The organism is Muriicola sp., assembly GCF_049669965.1.
Taxonomy (GTDB): domain Bacteria; phylum Bacteroidota; class Bacteroidia; order Flavobacteriales; family Flavobacteriaceae; genus Muriicola.
Genome location: NZ_JBATLB010000011.1, coordinates 1 through 16,588 on the forward strand (window position 1 = coordinate 1; position 16,588 = coordinate 16,588).

Annotated in this window: 19 protein-coding genes; 5 read left to right on the forward strand and 14 right to left on the reverse strand. The window is 42.0% G+C overall.

The window, feature by feature from the left end; all coding sequences use genetic code 11:
* Positions 1 to 725: serine hydrolase domain-containing protein (locus WBM49_RS00390; RefSeq protein ID WP_424370075.1), on the reverse strand; the 725-nt coding region annotated here is incomplete at its 3' end.
* 119 nt (positions 726 to 844) lie between these two features.
* Between WBM49_RS00390 and rimO the strand changes: the two genes are divergently transcribed.
* Positions 845 to 2,158 (forward strand): 30S ribosomal protein S12 methylthiotransferase RimO, encoded by a 1,314-nt coding sequence (gene rimO / locus WBM49_RS00395; protein ID WP_424370076.1) that lies wholly within the window; start codon positions 845 to 847, stop codon positions 2,156 to 2,158.
* A gap of 73 nt (positions 2,159 to 2,231) precedes the next feature.
* Here rimO and WBM49_RS00400 read toward each other — a convergent pair whose 3' ends face one another.
* From WBM49_RS00400 to WBM49_RS00410, 3 genes are all read right to left on the reverse strand, one after another.
* On the reverse strand, positions 2,232 to 2,675 hold the full coding sequence (locus WBM49_RS00400) for a hypothetical protein (protein ID WP_424370077.1): 444 nt from the start codon (positions 2,673 to 2,675) through the stop codon (positions 2,232 to 2,234).
* A 192-nt stretch (positions 2,676 to 2,867) separates the two neighbouring features.
* The gene (locus WBM49_RS00405; protein ID WP_424370078.1) at positions 2,868 to 3,656 is read right to left on the reverse strand and encodes an anti-sigma factor domain-containing protein; all 789 of its coding nucleotides are present in this window, start codon (positions 3,654 to 3,656) and stop codon (positions 2,868 to 2,870) included.
* Positions 3,649 to 4,206 (reverse strand): RNA polymerase sigma factor, encoded by a 558-nt coding sequence (locus WBM49_RS00410; protein ID WP_424370079.1) that lies wholly within the window; start codon positions 4,204 to 4,206, stop codon positions 3,649 to 3,651. Before WBM49_RS00410 ends, WBM49_RS00405 begins: the two co-directional genes overlap by 8 nt.
* A 119-nt stretch (positions 4,207 to 4,325) precedes the next feature.
* On the opposite strand from WBM49_RS00410, the gene WBM49_RS00415 reads away from it, so the two are divergent.
* Positions 4,326 to 4,847, forward strand: a complete 522-nt coding sequence (locus tag WBM49_RS00415) for a fasciclin domain-containing protein (RefSeq protein ID WP_424370080.1) — start codon at positions 4,326 to 4,328, stop codon at positions 4,845 to 4,847.
* Positions 4,848 to 4,947: 100 nt separating this feature from the next.
* Here the strand turns inward: WBM49_RS00415 and WBM49_RS00420 are convergent, their stop codons facing one another.
* The 10 genes from WBM49_RS00420 to WBM49_RS00465 are packed head-to-tail and all read right to left on the reverse strand — an operon-like array spanning position 4,948 to position 13,049.
* Entirely contained in the window at positions 4,948 to 6,345 is a 1,398-nt protein-coding gene (locus WBM49_RS00420; RefSeq protein ID WP_424370081.1) for a short-chain fatty acid transporter, read from the reverse strand.
* A 17-nt stretch (positions 6,346 to 6,362) separates the two neighbouring features.
* Positions 6,363 to 6,929 carry a cysteine hydrolase family protein gene (locus WBM49_RS00425; protein WP_424370082.1) on the reverse strand — a complete coding sequence of 189 codons (567 nt, stop codon included), beginning with the start codon at positions 6,927 to 6,929 and terminating at the stop codon, positions 6,363 to 6,365.
* Positions 6,930 to 6,951: 22 nt separating this feature from the next.
* On the reverse strand, positions 6,952 to 7,824 hold the full coding sequence (locus tag WBM49_RS00430) for an ABC transporter ATP-binding protein (RefSeq protein WP_424370083.1): 873 nt from the start codon (positions 7,822 to 7,824) through the stop codon (positions 6,952 to 6,954).
* A complete protein-coding gene (modB, locus tag WBM49_RS00435; protein WP_424370084.1) occupies positions 7,821 to 8,492 on the reverse strand; it encodes a molybdate ABC transporter permease subunit in 672 nt (223 codons plus the stop codon). Before modB ends, WBM49_RS00430 begins: the two co-directional genes overlap by 4 nt.
* Entirely contained in the window at positions 8,489 to 8,893 is a 405-nt protein-coding gene (locus tag WBM49_RS00440; RefSeq protein WP_424370085.1) for a TOBE domain-containing protein, read from the reverse strand. The genes modB and WBM49_RS00440 overlap by 4 nt, the downstream gene beginning before the upstream one ends.
* Complete coding sequence (modA, locus tag WBM49_RS00445; protein WP_424370086.1) at positions 8,886 to 9,659, reverse strand: molybdate ABC transporter substrate-binding protein; 774 nt, start codon at positions 9,657 to 9,659, stop codon at positions 8,886 to 8,888. Before modA ends, WBM49_RS00440 begins: the two co-directional genes overlap by 8 nt.
* A complete protein-coding gene (locus WBM49_RS00450) occupies positions 9,656 to 11,143 on the reverse strand; it encodes a glycoside hydrolase family 30 protein (RefSeq protein ID WP_424370087.1) in 1,488 nt (495 codons plus the stop codon). Before WBM49_RS00450 ends, modA begins: the two co-directional genes overlap by 4 nt.
* A 4-nt stretch (positions 11,144 to 11,147) precedes the next feature.
* The gene (locus WBM49_RS00455) at positions 11,148 to 12,326 is read right to left on the reverse strand and encodes a serine hydrolase (protein ID WP_424370088.1); all 1,179 of its coding nucleotides are present in this window, start codon (positions 12,324 to 12,326) and stop codon (positions 11,148 to 11,150) included.
* 7 nt (positions 12,327 to 12,333) lie between these two features.
* Positions 12,334 to 12,582, reverse strand: a complete 249-nt coding sequence (locus WBM49_RS00460; RefSeq protein WP_424370089.1) for a hypothetical protein — start codon at positions 12,580 to 12,582, stop codon at positions 12,334 to 12,336.
* A 17-nt stretch (positions 12,583 to 12,599) separates the two neighbouring features.
* Complete coding sequence (locus WBM49_RS00465) at positions 12,600 to 13,049, reverse strand: SRPBCC family protein (RefSeq protein WP_424370090.1); 450 nt, start codon at positions 13,047 to 13,049, stop codon at positions 12,600 to 12,602.
* Between the two features lie 116 nt (positions 13,050 to 13,165).
* Here WBM49_RS00465 and WBM49_RS00470 point away from each other — a divergent pair, with 116 nt between their 5' ends.
* Genes WBM49_RS00470 through WBM49_RS00480 form a run of 3 tightly spaced genes read left to right on the forward strand, consistent with a single transcriptional unit; the run spans position 13,166 to position 16,439 of the window.
* Positions 13,166 to 14,059: a peptidyl-prolyl cis-trans isomerase gene (locus WBM49_RS00470; protein WP_424370091.1), complete on the forward strand. Its 894-nt coding sequence runs from the start codon at positions 13,166 to 13,168 to the stop codon at positions 14,057 to 14,059.
* Positions 14,043 to 15,482, forward strand: a complete 1,440-nt coding sequence (locus WBM49_RS00475; protein WP_424370092.1) for a peptidylprolyl isomerase — start codon at positions 14,043 to 14,045, stop codon at positions 15,480 to 15,482. Before WBM49_RS00470 ends, WBM49_RS00475 begins: the two co-directional genes overlap by 17 nt.
* Before the next feature lie 3 nt (positions 15,483 to 15,485).
* Positions 15,486 to 16,439, forward strand: a complete 954-nt coding sequence (locus tag WBM49_RS00480) for an AAA family ATPase (protein WP_424370093.1) — start codon at positions 15,486 to 15,488, stop codon at positions 16,437 to 16,439.
* Positions 16,440 to 16,588 lie beyond the last annotated feature (149 nt).

The following is a 16,588-nucleotide window of genomic DNA, read 5'->3' on the forward strand; positions in this document are numbered from 1 at the left end:
GCCATACTACGGGCATTGCTGAAATAGACATTGTTCTTGCCGTTAGTACTGAGCCAAATACCGTTCATCCCAATCTTATCTCTGAGTTCCGTATTGAAAAAGTCAGAAAAAGTAGTTCCTGCTGCTGCGCTCACTACACTTTCCAATAAGGTATATGGCCCATTGTGATAAGCCCATCGTGTTCCGGCATCTGCGGTGTACCTCAGGCAATCTGGCGTTACACAGTCAAAAAATAGCTCATTCAATCCGGTGGTCATCGTGAGTTGATCCCTGATGGTTATGGCATTTTCCTTTTCGGGCTCTGCAGAGGTCCAACCTTCTCCGAGGTATTGCGAACTGAGATCATTTATGTTGAGAAGGTTATTTTCCTGGGCTATTCCCACCGTAAAAGCGGTTAAGGTTTTTCCTGCCGAGGCCCAGTACCAAATACTGTCGCGGGTAAAGGTGCCGAAGTAAGTTTCCATGGCTATCTTCCCATTTTTAAGGATTATAAAGGCCTTGGTTCCCTTTTCTTCCAGTAGCGCATTAAGACCAGGTGTTGCATTGGCATTCCAGCCAAGTTCTTCCGGGGAAACAGTTTCCCAGGACGCAGAAGTTAATGGAGGAAAATAAAGCGCAGGCGAAGGATCGTCTACAATGATATCCCCAGGATCATCGTTTGAAGAGCAAGCTGTCAGTAACAGGAAGGACAGAAGTATGGATAGATAGAATGTTTGCCGTATCATAATTGTCTTAGCTTTAGATCAATGATCTCAGTTAAGGTTTAACGAAAAAAGAAAAGAAATCTTGCAAAGCGGGAAAATATGACTCGTCTTAATGTATTTTTGCACCTCAAATACAATAAATGCGCACTAAAACACTAAAAAAGAACCGTATCAACGTCGTCACCCTGGGGTGTTCCAAAAATGTGTACGATTCTGAAGTACTTATGGGGCAATTGCGTGCCAATGACAAAGAGGTAGTGCATGAGGAAGATGGCAATATTGTGGTGATCAATACCTGCGGATTTATTGCCAATGCCAAGGAAGAAAGTGTGAATACTATTCTGGAGTACGTACAGCAAAAAGAAGCAGGGATCGTAGATAAGGTCTTTGTGACAGGGTGTCTTAGTGAGCGTTATAAACCAGATCTGGAAAAGGAGATTCCCAATGTAGATGCTTATTTTGGGACGAGCGATCTTCCAAACCTTCTAAAAGCCCTGGAAGCAGATTACAAACATGAGCTGCTCGGGGATCGTTTAACCACAACCCCTAAGAACTACGCCTACCTGAAGATAGCAGAAGGTTGTGACAGGCCCTGTTCCTTTTGTGCCATCCCACTGATGAGAGGAAAACACCGAAGTAAACCCATTGAAGAATTGGTGGCGGAATCTCAAAAATTAGCAGCCAAGGGAGTGAAAGAACTAATTCTTATTGCGCAAGACCTCACCTATTATGGCTTAGATCTTTATAAAAAACGAAATTTAGCAGAATTGCTAGAAGCCCTCGTAAAGGTGGAAGGCATTGAGTGGATAAGGCTTCATTATGCATTTCCCACAGGGTTCCCGATGGATGTTTTGGAAGTAATGAAACAAGAACTAAAGATCTGTAACTATATAGATATACCCCTACAGCATATTGCCGATCCCATCCTAAAAAGTATGCGACGGGGAACTACCAAACAAAAAACAACCCAGCTACTGCAAGATTTCAGGAAGGCAGTTCCGGAGATGACCATTAGAACTACTTTGATCGTGGGCTATCCCGGCGAGACGGAAGAAGATTTTCAGACACTAAAGAACTGGGTGAAAGAAATGCGTTTTGAACGCCTGGGATGTTTTACCTACAGTCATGAAGAGAACACTCATGCGTATGCCCTGGAGGATAATGTGCCCGAGCAGGTAAAGCAGCAAAGAGCCAATGAGATCATGGAACTGCAATCACAGATCTCCTGGGAACTCAATCAGCAAAAGATAGGGAAGACCTTTCGTTGTATTATTGACCGCAAGGAAGGGAATTACTTTGTGGGACGTACAGAATTCGATTCTCCGGATGTGGACAATGAAGTGCTTATTGATGCTTCTAAGTATTACCTGAAACAGGGCGATTTCACCACTGTTACCATTACGGAGGCCGCAGATTTTGATCTGTACGGAAGACCAGAGGGATCAGAGTGGTAAGAGAAAACTACACAAACAAGAAAAGCGCCGTAGGAACAGTCCCACAGCGCTTTTAATTTATATCTACTTCAGATTAATTTCCTTCACTCAGGGAAAAACTGCCATCCCCGGTAAAGCTGGTCACTTCGATGGTCACGGTCCATATGCCGGAAGTTCCGGCAGCGGTAACTCCTCCAATGGTATCGGGTTCTGTACCTCCCTGAATAGACCTGTTCAAAACCACTATTCCTTCAGAATCTTCTACAATCATTCGGAAACTCCCTTCTGTAGAAGCAGTAATATCGGCGTTGTAGTCTGCTGTACTCAGGTTGTTGTTCCAGCTAAAAATACGGGTAGCAGTTCCGCCGTTTCCGGTAAAGCTGGCATCTATATCTCCGTTGAAATCAGACCGGTCTCCAACAGTAAAATCAGAGGGATCAGTTCTTAGCTGGGTTCCATTGACGGTAACCCTAACAAAGGCGTCATCATCTTTATTACAGGATGTTACTAAAACCATAGCAGGCAATAGTAAGAACATGCACAGTGTTTTGAAATTGTTTTTTCTTGTTAAATTTTGAAAGTTCATAGTAATAATTTTTTTATGATTATACAGATAGAACAATTTCAACGATAAAATTCCTGAAATATTTTTTATTGTTTAATTTGGGATGCTCACTACTTGGGGATTCAAGCGCTTAGAAATAAACACAACTATTTGTAATACAATTGTTTAAAGCAACACATTGGAGATTAGTCGTTCTACCGTAGGATGATCATTACCACCTTTGGGTTCAATGGTAATATTTAAAGACACTGCCTTGTCTATATAGGTGAGTGCAATAAGTTCCTTGTCTGTTGGTAATAGTCCCATACTGATCATTTCCCCGTCTACATCGGCCCACATCTGATAGGTTTCTTCCTGAGACAGTTTTGGGAGGGCTTGCGGATTTACCCAAACCGACTTGTTATTATGATTCACATAGGCCACCGCTTTTGCTTCCGGAGACAAACTATTACCTTTTAAGAGAAAAGGGATCGCATCCTTATTATTCAGTACACTCACCACTGCCTGCGTCTCTTTCATTTCCTCCGAAAGACTTTGTAATTGTTCCTGTAATTCTTGCTGTGATTCCTGAGCCAGGATAAAATTCTCTTCCGCAGTTTGCCAACGGCTGTAAAAAAGGAAAGTGGATAAGGCAAATAGGGCTGCCAGGCTAGCGGCCACAAGTAATCGCATAGGATTAAAAGCAGTTTTGGCGGGAACCCTTTGAAGAGGTATGGTAGTTTGCTTTAGCTCTTTTTCTATGGCATGTACGAGTGAAGTGCGCACTCTTTCCGGTGGAGCAATGGCATTTTCCATGGCCATTTGTTCAAAATCGGATTCTAATAGCCGTAACTTTTCCTGTAAGACTTTATCTTTTAGAATTTCGGATTCCAACAACAACGAGTCCTCCCGGGCCAGTTCTCCCAGCAGGTATTGTGTTAATAATCCTTTTTCCAAAATGTTTTTCCTATCCATTTCCAATTACTTCAAAACATGTCCAGATGAATATGAGAGGAACCTTATAATTTGTTCTGAGTTGAACCAACGCTTGCCGTACATACGATTTAAAAGTACCCAAAGGAACCCCCATTATCTTATGAGCTTCTCTATGGGTATAGCCTTTGAAATACACTAACTCTATTACCTGTTGATGGTGCCCCTCTAATTTAGTAAGCACACCGTTCAATTCATCATACTCCTGGGGTAATTCTTCTTCCTTTATATTCTTATATACACTAATATCCTCATTTTGGATGAGGGTATCTGTTTTTCGTAGCGCATTCAGGGTTTTATTCCTGGCTATTCGATAGGCCCAGGTATAAAATTTGCCTTTAGAAGCATCGTATTGATCAATTTTCTTCCAGATGGTCAGGAATATTTCCTGCAGAAGGTCTTCAGATAATTCCTTATCCCTGCACATTCTAAGTACCACCCCATAAAGTGCACCGGAGTACTTGTCGTACAGTGCATAGAGCGCATTCTTATCTCCATTTTTAAGAAGATCAATATGGTGGGTATCATTCATAGCAAGTGTTAAAGATATGATAAATATCTGCTTTTCTCATCCATACTGTCCATCCCTGTGTAATTAAAAGTGCATAGTGCAACCATCACAAGTTTAATAGTAAATCTAAAAAACAAATCATGAAAAAAGTAATCTTTATTATTTCCGCAGTTGCCTTAATGGTAATGACTCCAAAGGTAAATGCCCAAAACAATTCTCAGGACATTGTAGACATCGCAGTTTCTGTTGACGATTTTTCAACCCTGGTTACTGCCTTAAAAGCAGCAGACCTGGTAGGAGCTTTACAAGGTGACGGACCTTTTACCGTTTTTGCACCTGTCAATGCAGGATTTGCAAAAATTGACGCGAACACTCTAAATAGCTTATTAAAGCCGGAGAACAAAGATCAGTTGGCTGCAATCTTAACCTATCATGTAGTAGCAGGAAAAATTACTGCTTCAGATGTAGTAAGTGCCTTGGAAAAAGGTAACGGGAAAGCCGCTCTAACAACTTTGAACGGAGGAACCGTAACAGCTGTGTCAAGAGACGGAGGAATCTATCTTATGGATGCTAACGGAAACTACAGCAAAATTGCTAAGACAGATGTAATGGCTTCTAATGGGGTGATTCACATCATCGAAGATGTGGTAATGCCTCAATAGTTGGTTGGTTGTTGAAGAAAAGGCACTGTGAAAACAGTGCCTTTTTTATTTGAAGACTATTGTCATGATGCCTGCTATTGAGAAGGATAATATTACGACACTAGAGGGGCCACCAGCTTACCAGGGCCGCCTGTAAAATAAAAAGTACAAAGAAGGGGATGACCAGGTATCCCATTATATCCCGGGCCTGTATTTTTATACCAACTGCCATAATGGGAATGATCAGCAGTAAATAAAATGGCTGCATAAGGTTGGTAAGGCTTTCCCCATAAGCGATAGACATAGCAGCACGAGAGATAAGTGCAGACATTTCCTGTGGTGGAAGACCCACACCAATTTCTTGTACGGCTTTTATAATGGTAGGGCCAATGACCGCAAACTCACCTCCTGCAGAAGGGATTGCAAAATTAACCACACCCCCCGCCAGGTATGAAAAAAAAGGAATACTGTCTACAGTAGCCACTGATGCCAACCAGAAGGCAAGTTTTTCCCCTAACCCGGTATAGATCATAATGCCCATTATTCCCGCGTAAAAAGGAAATTGAAACAAAATACCCGAAACATTTCCACTGGCCCTTTTCATGGCGATCACATAGCGCATAGGGGTGCGATGAAGAAATAAACCCAGCATCAGGAACAAAAAGATCATGATATTCAGATTAAGGTCGAATCCTTTGCTAATAAAATGAGATCCAAGGTAGATTGCCCCCAAGGCGGCAATAACATATTGCAGAAGGCTGCTATTGTTCATAAGGTCTGATAAGGCCCTGTAGGGCAATGTAAGCAAGCGTGCTTCCTCATGGATTGTAACCGACCCTTGTTGTGTCTCCGGTTCCAACATGCTCTCCAGAGTTTGAATATAATCCGTCTTTGGCAGGAGAAAGCGCATTATCAAAGGTGCAAGTAGGACAAAACTTACGAGAATTGCTATATTGAGTCCGGATCCAAGGGTTTTAGTAGTGGGGATAGTGGTTTCCAGAATACCAGCCTCTATGATAAAGTTTCCTTCCGTATTGAGTAATAAGGGAATGGAACTCGATAGTCCGGTGACCCATACTATATGTGAAAAATAAACACAGGCGATCAAAAAGGGATAGTTGATCCCTTTGATCCTCAGGGCCAGTTCCCTGCCCAGAACGGCCGTGATAACCACCCATCCCCAGCTTACCATACAAAGTAAGGATCCTACAAAGACCACCAGGGCATACACCTGATTGGGCGATTTGATCTTCCCTGCCAGTATGTCTATCCCTTTTTTGACCAAAGGCGATAATGCTATGGAATACCCGGTGATCACTAATAAAACCATCTGCATCCCAAACTCGAGCAACATCCAGAATCCGTCGTACCAGGATTCCAGGATCTTAAAAGGCGTAACTTCTGCCCAAGCCAGTGCCAGCAGACCGGTAATCAGGGTTAAGATCAGAGCAAAGACGAAGGCATCGGGCATGTTCTTTTGAAAAATATCCGTGAACTTCTTCCCTAATTTCTGGATCATATGTTTCTTTTTGTCGCTTAGAATTTACTTAAAAGGCTATCTGCCGTCAATACTGTTGCAAACTCATCTTTAAGATTGGCCAGGCATATCTCATGCACCAAAGAAGCGTCATATACTTGCCCGTCTATTCCCAAAGTATCAAAAGTTGCCGTAGCATCGGAAATAATATAGGTGTCATACCCTAAATTCCCGGCCATGCGTGCGGTAGATGATACACAATGGGCCGTTGTTAACCCTACTAATACCAAATGACGAATACTATTTTTTTTGAGAAATGCATCGAGTTCGGTGCCGATAAAGGCACTGTTCACCTCTTTTTCAAAAACAGTTTCTCCTTTGATCGGCTGAGTGATCTCTTTAAAATCATTACCCGGACTTCCTTTGGTTAATCGGGATGGAGGTGTTCCGTTGTGTTTTACATGAATCACTGGGAGTTGCCGTGACCGCCAAAAAGCAAGCAGCTCTGCGGCGCGCTCTTCTGCCCGGGGATTATTCCTTTTCCCTCCGTAATACGCCAGATCATTCAATCCTTTTTGAATGTCTATCAGCAAAAGTGCCGGTTTGTTGCTGAGGTTTATATCCATATTTCTTATATCAAGCTCCTGCTCAGATCTTGTAGATCACAGGATTAAATGCCTTGGAGGCAACTACCACGGTATCACCATTCCTAAGATCTGCTATCTCAGAAGCATCGGCAACCACCTTAATGATAGAATTATAGATGAGTACTGTCACTACGTAAATAACGTCTTGTTTTACCACAGACAATACCGTTCCTGTAAATTGAAATTTACCACTTATTTGTCTGTTCATAAAAATATCCTGAGGCGTACCCATCTTTGAAATCCTGCCATTTTCCATAACCACCACAGTATCTGTAAGTTTTACGATCTCGCCCAGATCGTGACTCACCAGAATAGTGGTTAATCCATAGGTTTTATGCGCTTTCAGGATATGGTCCTGTAGTTTATTGCTCATTTGGCTGTCTAAAGCCGCTAAGGGTTCATCCAGTAAAAGAAGGTTGGGTTCCTGCACCAAAGCCCTGGCAAGGGCCACACGTTGTTTTTGACCACCGGAGAGGGTATCCGGAGTGCGATTTTCCAGCTCAGACAATTCCATTACCTCCAAAAGCTCGGGGATAAGGTCCCTTTTTTGCCCCTTTCGCTGTGCGAATTTTAGATTCTCCTTTACGGTCATATTAGGGAACAGGGCATAATCCTGAAAAACATAGCCAATATTCCGTTTTTGAGGGGATAGACTTATCTTTTTTTCCGAATGGTACCAGGGAATGTCCTCCACTATTATGGAGCCATTGTCTGGCATTACTAAACCAGCAAGTATCCTTAGAAAGGAAGTTTTTCCTGCACCTGAAGGTCCGTACAAAGTGATGAATGCACCTTTAGGGATCACGAGATCTATGTTGAGCTCAAAAGTCCCTTCTGTTGCCTTAAGTTGCTTTTGAAAGCTGAGGTTTATCATCTCCAAAATCTTTTTAAATAACCGCCATTACTTAGATAAACAAGTAGCAACAGCCCAAAAGTTATTGCAAATAGGGTGAGGGAATAGAAATTTGCAGCCTCATAGTTGAGGGCCTCCACTTCATCATAGATAGCAATGGAGGCTACCCTGGTTCTCCCGGGAATATTACCTCCTATCATCAACACCACCCCAAATTCGCCCACGGTATGGGCAAAAGCCAAAACAATACCTGTTAAAAGTGACTTCTTAATATTGGGAAGTAAGACCTTAAATAGGATAGTTAATCTAGACTTTCCCATTACCATGGCAGCTTCAGACAGGGAAACAGGAAGGGATGACAATCCGGCCTGTATAGGTTGCACCATAAAAGGCAGGCTATAGATCATGGAGGCCACCACCAAACCTCCAAAGGAAAACACCAGTTGAATTCCCAACCAGGAGTTTAACCACTCTCCAAAGGCATTATTGGGGCTAAAAGCCACCAGAAAATAAAAACCAAGAACCGTTGGAGGCAATACCAAAGGCATACTTACAAGGGTTTCCATAATTGGTTTAATCCTGGAAGTAGTTCCAGACAACCAATAGGCCAAGGGGATAGAGACCACCAACAGGGCCAAGGTGGTGCTCAGTGCAAGTTCAAAAGTTAAGATCAGCGGTTCCCAATTCATAATGGTGATAGCATAACTTCATTTAATTTAACCATAGCAAGGACCTTGGTGCCAATTTCTAATTTCAAACTAAGAACCGCTGCTTTGCTAATGGTGGAACGAATTTCCCCTACAGCGGTCCGTATGCTGAGACAACTCAAGAGTTTACCTTGCTCAATGCTTTCTACCGTGCCTTCAATCTTATTTTGTATACTAATATGAGGCTCGATCAAATTTCCTATTACTACTTCTGTTTCTTTGAACAATAGGGCTACTTTTCTCTTTAGCGTAAGGTAAGCAGCGCTTTTTGGGGTGTCTATGACAATGGCATGCATCCGTATACCTTCTTGCAAAAAGACGGTTACCAGGGTAAGATCGCCCGAAACTTCAAGATGCTCAATATGCCCCTGTAATCTATTCATGTACCGAATATCCAAATTTTTGAAGGATGTCTTTTCCTTCTTTGGAAAAAAGATACTCATAAAAGTCCTGAGCACCTTGCTTTTTGGACATTTTGCCATTAATGATTACCACACCCTGCGGCATGGGTGCATAGGCAGTTTTATTGATCAGTATCCAACGGCCCTTATTTTTCATTTCCCTGCTCAATACCACGGCCTCGGAAGTAAAACCAATATCTGCGGCCCCAGAGCTAATAAATTGGTTGGTCTGCCCAACACTTTCACCAAATACCAATTTATTACTTAAAGGTGTTTTTAGGCCATAGTACTCTAGCACTTCCATTGCGGCCTTCCCATAAGGTGCTGTCTTGGGATTGGCCAGAGCAATATGCCGCACACTGTCTGTTTGCAAAACTTCCATGGAGGGGTTTAAGGTAGTCTCGGAGGTCCAAAGGACAAGGGCACCATATGCGTATATACTTGGTGGTCCAAGGGTCAAATTATTTGAGTGTAGTGCTTCAGGATAGGTCATATCCGCCGAAAGGAACAGATCGTATGGAGCGCCTTCCTTTATCTGAGCAAATAACTTCCCGGATGACCCTAAGATCACTTCGCAGGTATACCCACTTTCTTTTTCAAATTGCGCAACCAATTCATCAATGGCATATTGCATATTAGCAGCAACTGCGATCCTAAGCAAGGCAGCATCCTCCTTTTTTGGTTTGCATCCAAATGCAATACTTATGACAAGAGCACAACTAAGAAGTAGTATTCTGTTTCCGCTCATAGAACCCTAAGGGTTTGCATTGCATGGGGTGGTATTTTAATCATGGCAGCTTCAGATCCAACATAATACTGAAAAGAGATGGCTTCATCTCCCGGGTTCATGACCACCGTGATAAGGGAATTATCCTCGTTTATAAAGGAAGTACTCAACAGCACGCTCCTGCTGCTTACGGTACTGACACGCACCGCATTTGGTCTTACAAATTTTGAGAAGTGACCTATATAATAGTAAGAAGGCGTATAGATCAGAGAACCTGTCGATACATCTCCATGTATAGGTGAGAAGCAGAAATTGCCCACGTGGTTAGGCCCTCCCTTTTCATCCAGTAAAATATTCCAATCTGTCCAACCCACGGTACCTTTGTTAAAATCATTGATCATAGAACGACCGTAGCGTTCTGCATTTGCCCAAAACTGATATTTTTCCGAGTTGAAACCTTCAACACAACCTTCGGTAAAAAGCAGATTCTTATTGGGATACGATTCGTTTATAGCTCCTAAATTATCGAACATAGGATCACCTCCGGCCCAGGTCTCATACCAGTGAAACCCAATCCCCCAGGCATATTGGGCAGCTTCGGGATCATCAAAAATAGTATTTGCCCTGTGGGTTATAAGGTCTCTGTTGTGGTCCCACACAACGATCTTCTTGTCGCTTAATCCCTCTTTTTTCATCACAGGACCTAAATGATTCTTTAAAAAATCGCGTTCGGCTTCGGCGGTATAAATACAGGATTCCCAACGTTGTACAGCCATTGGTTCATTTTGGATAGTAATACCCCAAATGGGCATCCCCTGGGCCTCATAAGCCTTAATGAATTTAGTATAATAAAGAGCCCAGGTATCGTAGTATTCTGGCAACAGCGTTCCCCCCTGAAGCATATTGTTATTGTCTTTCATATAGGCAGGTGGACTCCATGGACTAGCATACAACATAAGCTCTCCCCCGGCGGCCTGGATAGCCTTTTTTATCATGGGGATCCTGAATTCTAAGTCGTGTTCTATAGAAAAAGAAGACAAGCTTTTATCATTGTCTTCTACATAGGTGTAGCTCCCACTGCTAAAATCACAACTGTGAATAGTTGTTCTGGCTAAGGAATAGCCAATACCGTCCTCCAGACTGTAATAAGCATTTAAGAGTTCTTCTTGTTTTGATTCAGGTAATTTTGCAAAAACTTCTGCGGAGGCATCGGTTATGGCACCGCCAATTCCAAGGAATTTTTGAAACGTATTGTTCGGATTTACAAATATGGATACCTCATTCTCTAATGGTTGACGGGCCGTCGTAAAAGATAAATTTTCTGTCTTGGTAAGACGTAAATCGGTTTCACTGGCCGTTGTATACACTTCCAGCTTTCTTTCCTTTGCGGAATACGGATTGGAAACAGATACTATGGTTTCGGGCTCCTGGGTTACTGTTTCCTTCTTATTTCCACAGCTATTAAGTATTAATGCCAGGATGATGAACGGGTATATATGTTTCATGATATTATTTTTTTCTATTCTTTTCTATTTTATAAAGCTCGTCTCCCAAGGCATCCAGAAAGGGGATGCCAATCTCGTCATATTCATAGTTATTGTCATTGAAGATGCCGTCAGAATTCACTAAAATCGTAGCGGTCACCATAAATTCTATATTATTCTTTTCATCATGGACATAGGCGCAATCCGTTAGGGTGCCGTAGGCATACCCCACTTTGTTATAGATCTTTATAAATGTAGGGATCTCCTCTTTTGAATCCCCGAAAAGCAGAAATTTTCCGTAACTGTCATAGTAATCATCCGGGTTATATCCTGCCTCTTTTGGGAGTATTTTCATAGCATTTAGCAAAAACTGTCGCTGTGATGAACTGAGATTGAATCGTTCATTTTCAGGAAAAGTCTCCGGAAATATGATTCTTTTCAGCACTCCGTGTTGTGTCTCTATGGGATAGTAGTTCTTAAGACTAAAATTAAACGGATCATGGATGAGGGAATCGTTTTCGTAATAGCCACTTCCTTTTGTAATTCCTTCCAATGGAAGTGGAGTTGCTGGAGTGTTTGTACTTCCGGCCAGGCTGGCAGTGGTACTATCATTCAGATACACAATCAGCGGTTTTGTGGTCACTTCATCTGCATTGGGAACTGAAAGTCGGTGTGAAATTCTCGCCGGACCTATATTCTTAGATTTAAAACTGTTATTGATGGCATCTTGCCCCAGGAACTCTAGTAACCGATTATTTGCATCATTGTCGCTCACTGCAAATATTTTTATGACTTCCTGTCCAAAAGTGGTTTCGAGCGTATCGCCCTCTACATAAAATGCGGTATTGATGCTGAGCCCATCAGAGGCATTGATTTTTTCCAGTGCCATGACGGCAATTGGGAATTTGACGGTACTTGCGGGATAAAAGTATTTGTTCTGATCTACCTGAAAATCAAACTCTTTAAAACGCACACTGTCTTTTTCCCGAAAGATCCTGGTAAATCGTATTTGGAGTTCATAGGGTTGAGGATCATCCATAACCTTTCGTATTCTGGGATCTTTAGAAGCTAGTGCCTGGTCCAGGGGATCATAGGATACCGGAGCGCCGGCACATCCCAAGAAAAAAAGGCAAAGTAGGACGAGAATGATCGCTGATTTTTTTCCCGGCAGACTTTTGGTAGTTGGGTTTATTGATAATTTCATTAGATCTTCAGCTGATTTTTTCTTCATAGACTTCCCCTCTATGTGGGAGGAGGGCATCTCGTATTTGCATCATTTTGATTTCTTCTACTACCATATAGGCCACAGAGTGTAATGTGGTTATATCGGCATATCCTGTAATGTTCAATGCCAGGGATTCTTTTTTGATAAAGTCGGCTAAATGACGCGCATGATGCTTGGCAGTCTCACTGGCATCCGGGCCACGAAAATCCCACAATAATTTAATTTTTCGGTTCAATACGGTTTATTTTAATATTAAGACTCGGATGTTTTGTCTTCGGCAAAGGCCTTAAAATCCTTTAAATATTTTACTGATTGTTTTTTAAAAATACCGGGCATCATGAAAGCCATTAATTTCATAAAGAAACCATTGAACTGGAATTCCGATTCCGAGATCCATTTTGAGGAATCCTCATCTATAGCCTTAAAATAGTTATGTTGAATATTATGTACCCCTTTAGCATCGTATGTAGCATGCAACTCATGGGGAAGATTTCGGGTTAAGATGGTTTCTATCAGAACTACTTCGCGCTTTCCCATTTTATAGATAAGTTCCATCCGTGACCCTTCAACTCCGGGATTTCCACTGAGATGTCTGTATGATATAAGGTCTTTTTGCCAATGTTTCAGGTTGTCCGGATTATTCAATTTTTTTAACAACTCGGAAAGAGGCAGGTGTATAACGATTTCAGTGATATATTTCATGTCACATGGCGAATGGCACCCTCTAAGGTAGTAAATTAAGAGAACTGCTACCTAAAAAACTGTTAATGAATTCATCTAAAGCTTGTTCAGGAAATTCGAATTCTTAATTTTGCGGAATGAATACCTCCTTAAAGATTCTGACCAGTGTACTCACACTTTTCGGTGCCTTACTACTTTTAGTTCTGGTAATTTCTTGTGATGGGCTCTTTAGCAAACAACCAGACTCTGAGCCTTTAGCAAGGGTTGGCAATGCTTTTTTGTATAAGGAGGATATAGAATCGCTGCTTAGTGCTTCTATTAATCAGCAAGATAGTGCTTCTATTGTTGCTAACTACATTAACAATTGGGCGATCAAACAACTGCTCTATTCCAAGGCGCAAATTAATCTGTCTGAAGATGAGATCGCCGCATTTGAGCGTTTGGTGGCCAATTACCGAATAGATCTTTATACCAGGGCGTATAAAGAAGCATTGATACTAAGAGGAGAAGACACCACTATCACAGACTCCCAGCTTCAGCGATTTTACGAAGAAGAAAAAGAGAACTTTATTTTAAAAGAAAAATTAGTGCAATTGCGTTTTGTGCAGTTGCCAAAACAGTTTTTAAACAAGGAAGAGGTCATAGAGCGCTTAAAACGTTTTGAAGGGGCAGACCAGGTCTTCCTGGATTCAATTGGGGTGCAATTCACCAAGCTCAACTTTAATGATTCTCTTTGGATCCCGGTTTCAAGGATCGTACAGGAAATCCCTCCTATAAGCTTCGATAATGAGGATCGATACTTAAAAAAATCACAATTTTTTGAATTGGAGGACTCTCTAGGGGTATATTTGGGAAAGATAGCCGATGTGCGGTCTATTAATGAGATTGCTCCATTGACATATATAAAACCTACCATCAGGCAAGTATTGTTGAACCGGCGCAAATTAGAATTTATGCGACGCCTGGAAACCGAGATCCTCGATGAGGCAGTAAAACAAAAAGAATTTGAGATATATGAAAAAGAGAAATAAAAACCTTTTAGGCCTGTTTCTTTTCGCGTTTATGGCCATTAATATAAATGCTCAGGAAGAAAATGTAGAAGAGTTACCTGTAGAAACCATGGAGGCAGAAATGACTCCTAAAACAGATACGGTAAACAATTTTAAAAAGATAAAATTAGATGGTATAGCAGCGGTAGTTGGAGACTATGTGATTCTCGATTCGGACATCGAGAAAACACTGATCGATCTTCGAAGCCAGGGGGCATCCACAGAAGATATTACCCATTGCAGCCTACTCGGCAAATTAATGGAAGACCGTTTATATGCACATCAGGCGGTTCAGGATAGTATTCTGGTTTCGGATGATGAGGTGAATGCCACCAGTGACCGGCAAATTCAGCAATTGGTGCAACAGGTGGGCTCTATGGATAAGGTTTTGGAATTCTATAAAAAAGAAACTGTAGAGGATTTTAGGGAAGAACTATTTACGATCAACAAACTGCGGATGTTGTCTGAAAAAATGCAACAGAAAATTGTGGGCGAGATTGAGGTGACCCCTGAGGAGGTACGGCAATTTTTTAAGAATATTCCGGAAGATCAGAAACCGGTATTTGGTGCGGAGCTGGAGATATCACAAATCGTAAAGACCCCCGAGATCCCGGAAGAGGAAAAACAGAAGGTGGTCAATAAATTACAAGAGATCAAAGCAGATGTGGAAGACAACGATGCCAGTTTTAGTGTAAAGGCCATTTTGTATTCACAGGATCCGGGATCTAAGTCGAAAGGAGGATTCTACAGTATGACCAGGCAGACGCCCTTCGTTAAAGAATTTAAAGATGTTGCTTTCAGTTTACAGGAGGGTGAGATCTCAGAACCTTTTGAAACAACCTTTGGCTATCATATTATATTTATTGAAAAAATCAGGGGTCAGGAATTAGACCTAAGACACATTCTGATCCAACCTGAAATACCCCAGGCAGCGGTGGATGATGCCAAGATAGAATTGGATACTATTCGTAAGCATATCATTGAAGGCAAGTACACCTTCGCCGAGGCGGCCTTGAATTTTTCGGATGAAAAAGAAACCAAAAACGATGGAGGTCTTTTGAGAAATCCAATAAATTTTGATTCCCGTTTTGAACTGACAAAGATGGATCCAACTCTGTACAATCAGGTAAGGAATCTTAAAGACGAAGAAATTTCATATCCCTTGTTAGAAGCAGACCCCAGGGGTGGTCCTCCAAAATACAAGATCCTGAAGGTAACCAACCGTTATGATGAACACGAAGCCGATTTTGCAAAAGACTATCTGAAGATCCAGGAATTGGCGCTGAGGGAAAAGCAGTATAATGCGATTAAGGAATGGATGGATGATCATATAGTGGATACCTATGTGAGCATTAATGACGCAAATAAGTCGTGCGACTTTGCGAATAACTGGGTCAAGAAATAACGTATGTCGGATGTAAAGGCCATTGAAGCATTAGGACAAAAACACCTGGCCCTTAAAAAGGAGATCGCCAAGGTGATTGTAGGGCAACATGAGGTGATCAATCAGATCCTGTTGTCTGTCTACACCGGAGGCCACTCCCTGCTTATTGGCGTGCCGGGCCTGGCAAAGACCTTAATGGTCAATACTATTGCCCAAACCCTGGGACTCGATTTTAAGCGTATTCAATTCACCCCAGACCTGATGCCCAGTGATATCCTTGGGAGTGAGGTCCTGGACCAGAACCGTACCTTTAAATTTATCAAAGGACCTATTTTTGCGAACATCATCCTGGCAGATGAGATCAACAGAACTCCTCCAAAAACCCAGGCGGCATTGTTGGAGGCTATGCAGGAAAAGGCAGTGACCATTGCCGGGGAGAGACATCAGTTATCGGCACCCTACTTTGTGCTGGCCACTCAAAACCCTATTGAACAGGAAGGTACCTATCCGCTCCCGGAGGCTCAGTTAGACCGGTTTATGTTTGCGATAGAGTTAAAGTATCCTTCTCTGGAAGAAGAAATTCAAATTGTAAAGGAAACCACAGATGATGAAGAGGCCTCTATTAAGGCACTTTTTAGTGCAGAAGAGATCCTTGCGGTTCAACATTTGGTTCGCAGGATCCCGGTTCCAAACAATGTGGTAGAATACGCTGTGAAGTTGGTAAATAGTACCCGTCCGGGAACCCCAACTTCCTCTGAATACATTAATCAGTACCTGGATTGGGGAGCAGGCCCCAGAGCCTCCCAAAACCTGGTCATGGGTGCAAAGGCTCATGCCGCGGTTGGAGGCAAATTTTCACCAGACATTGAGGATGTGCAGGCGGTTGCCATGGGGATTCTTCGCCATAGGATTATTAAAAACTACAAGGCGGAGGCCGAAGGAATTACCGAAGAAGACATTATAAATCAGTTACTGTAAAGCTTGCAACCCTTTTTTAGGGAGTCATTAATGTTCTACCTGCTCAATTAAATATCATTTTCATTTTCAATATCCCTTATTTTCCTAAAAGATTATCCTTTTTTGATAAATAAATAACACCTCTTTTATGGGGCTCATAATAGTATTGA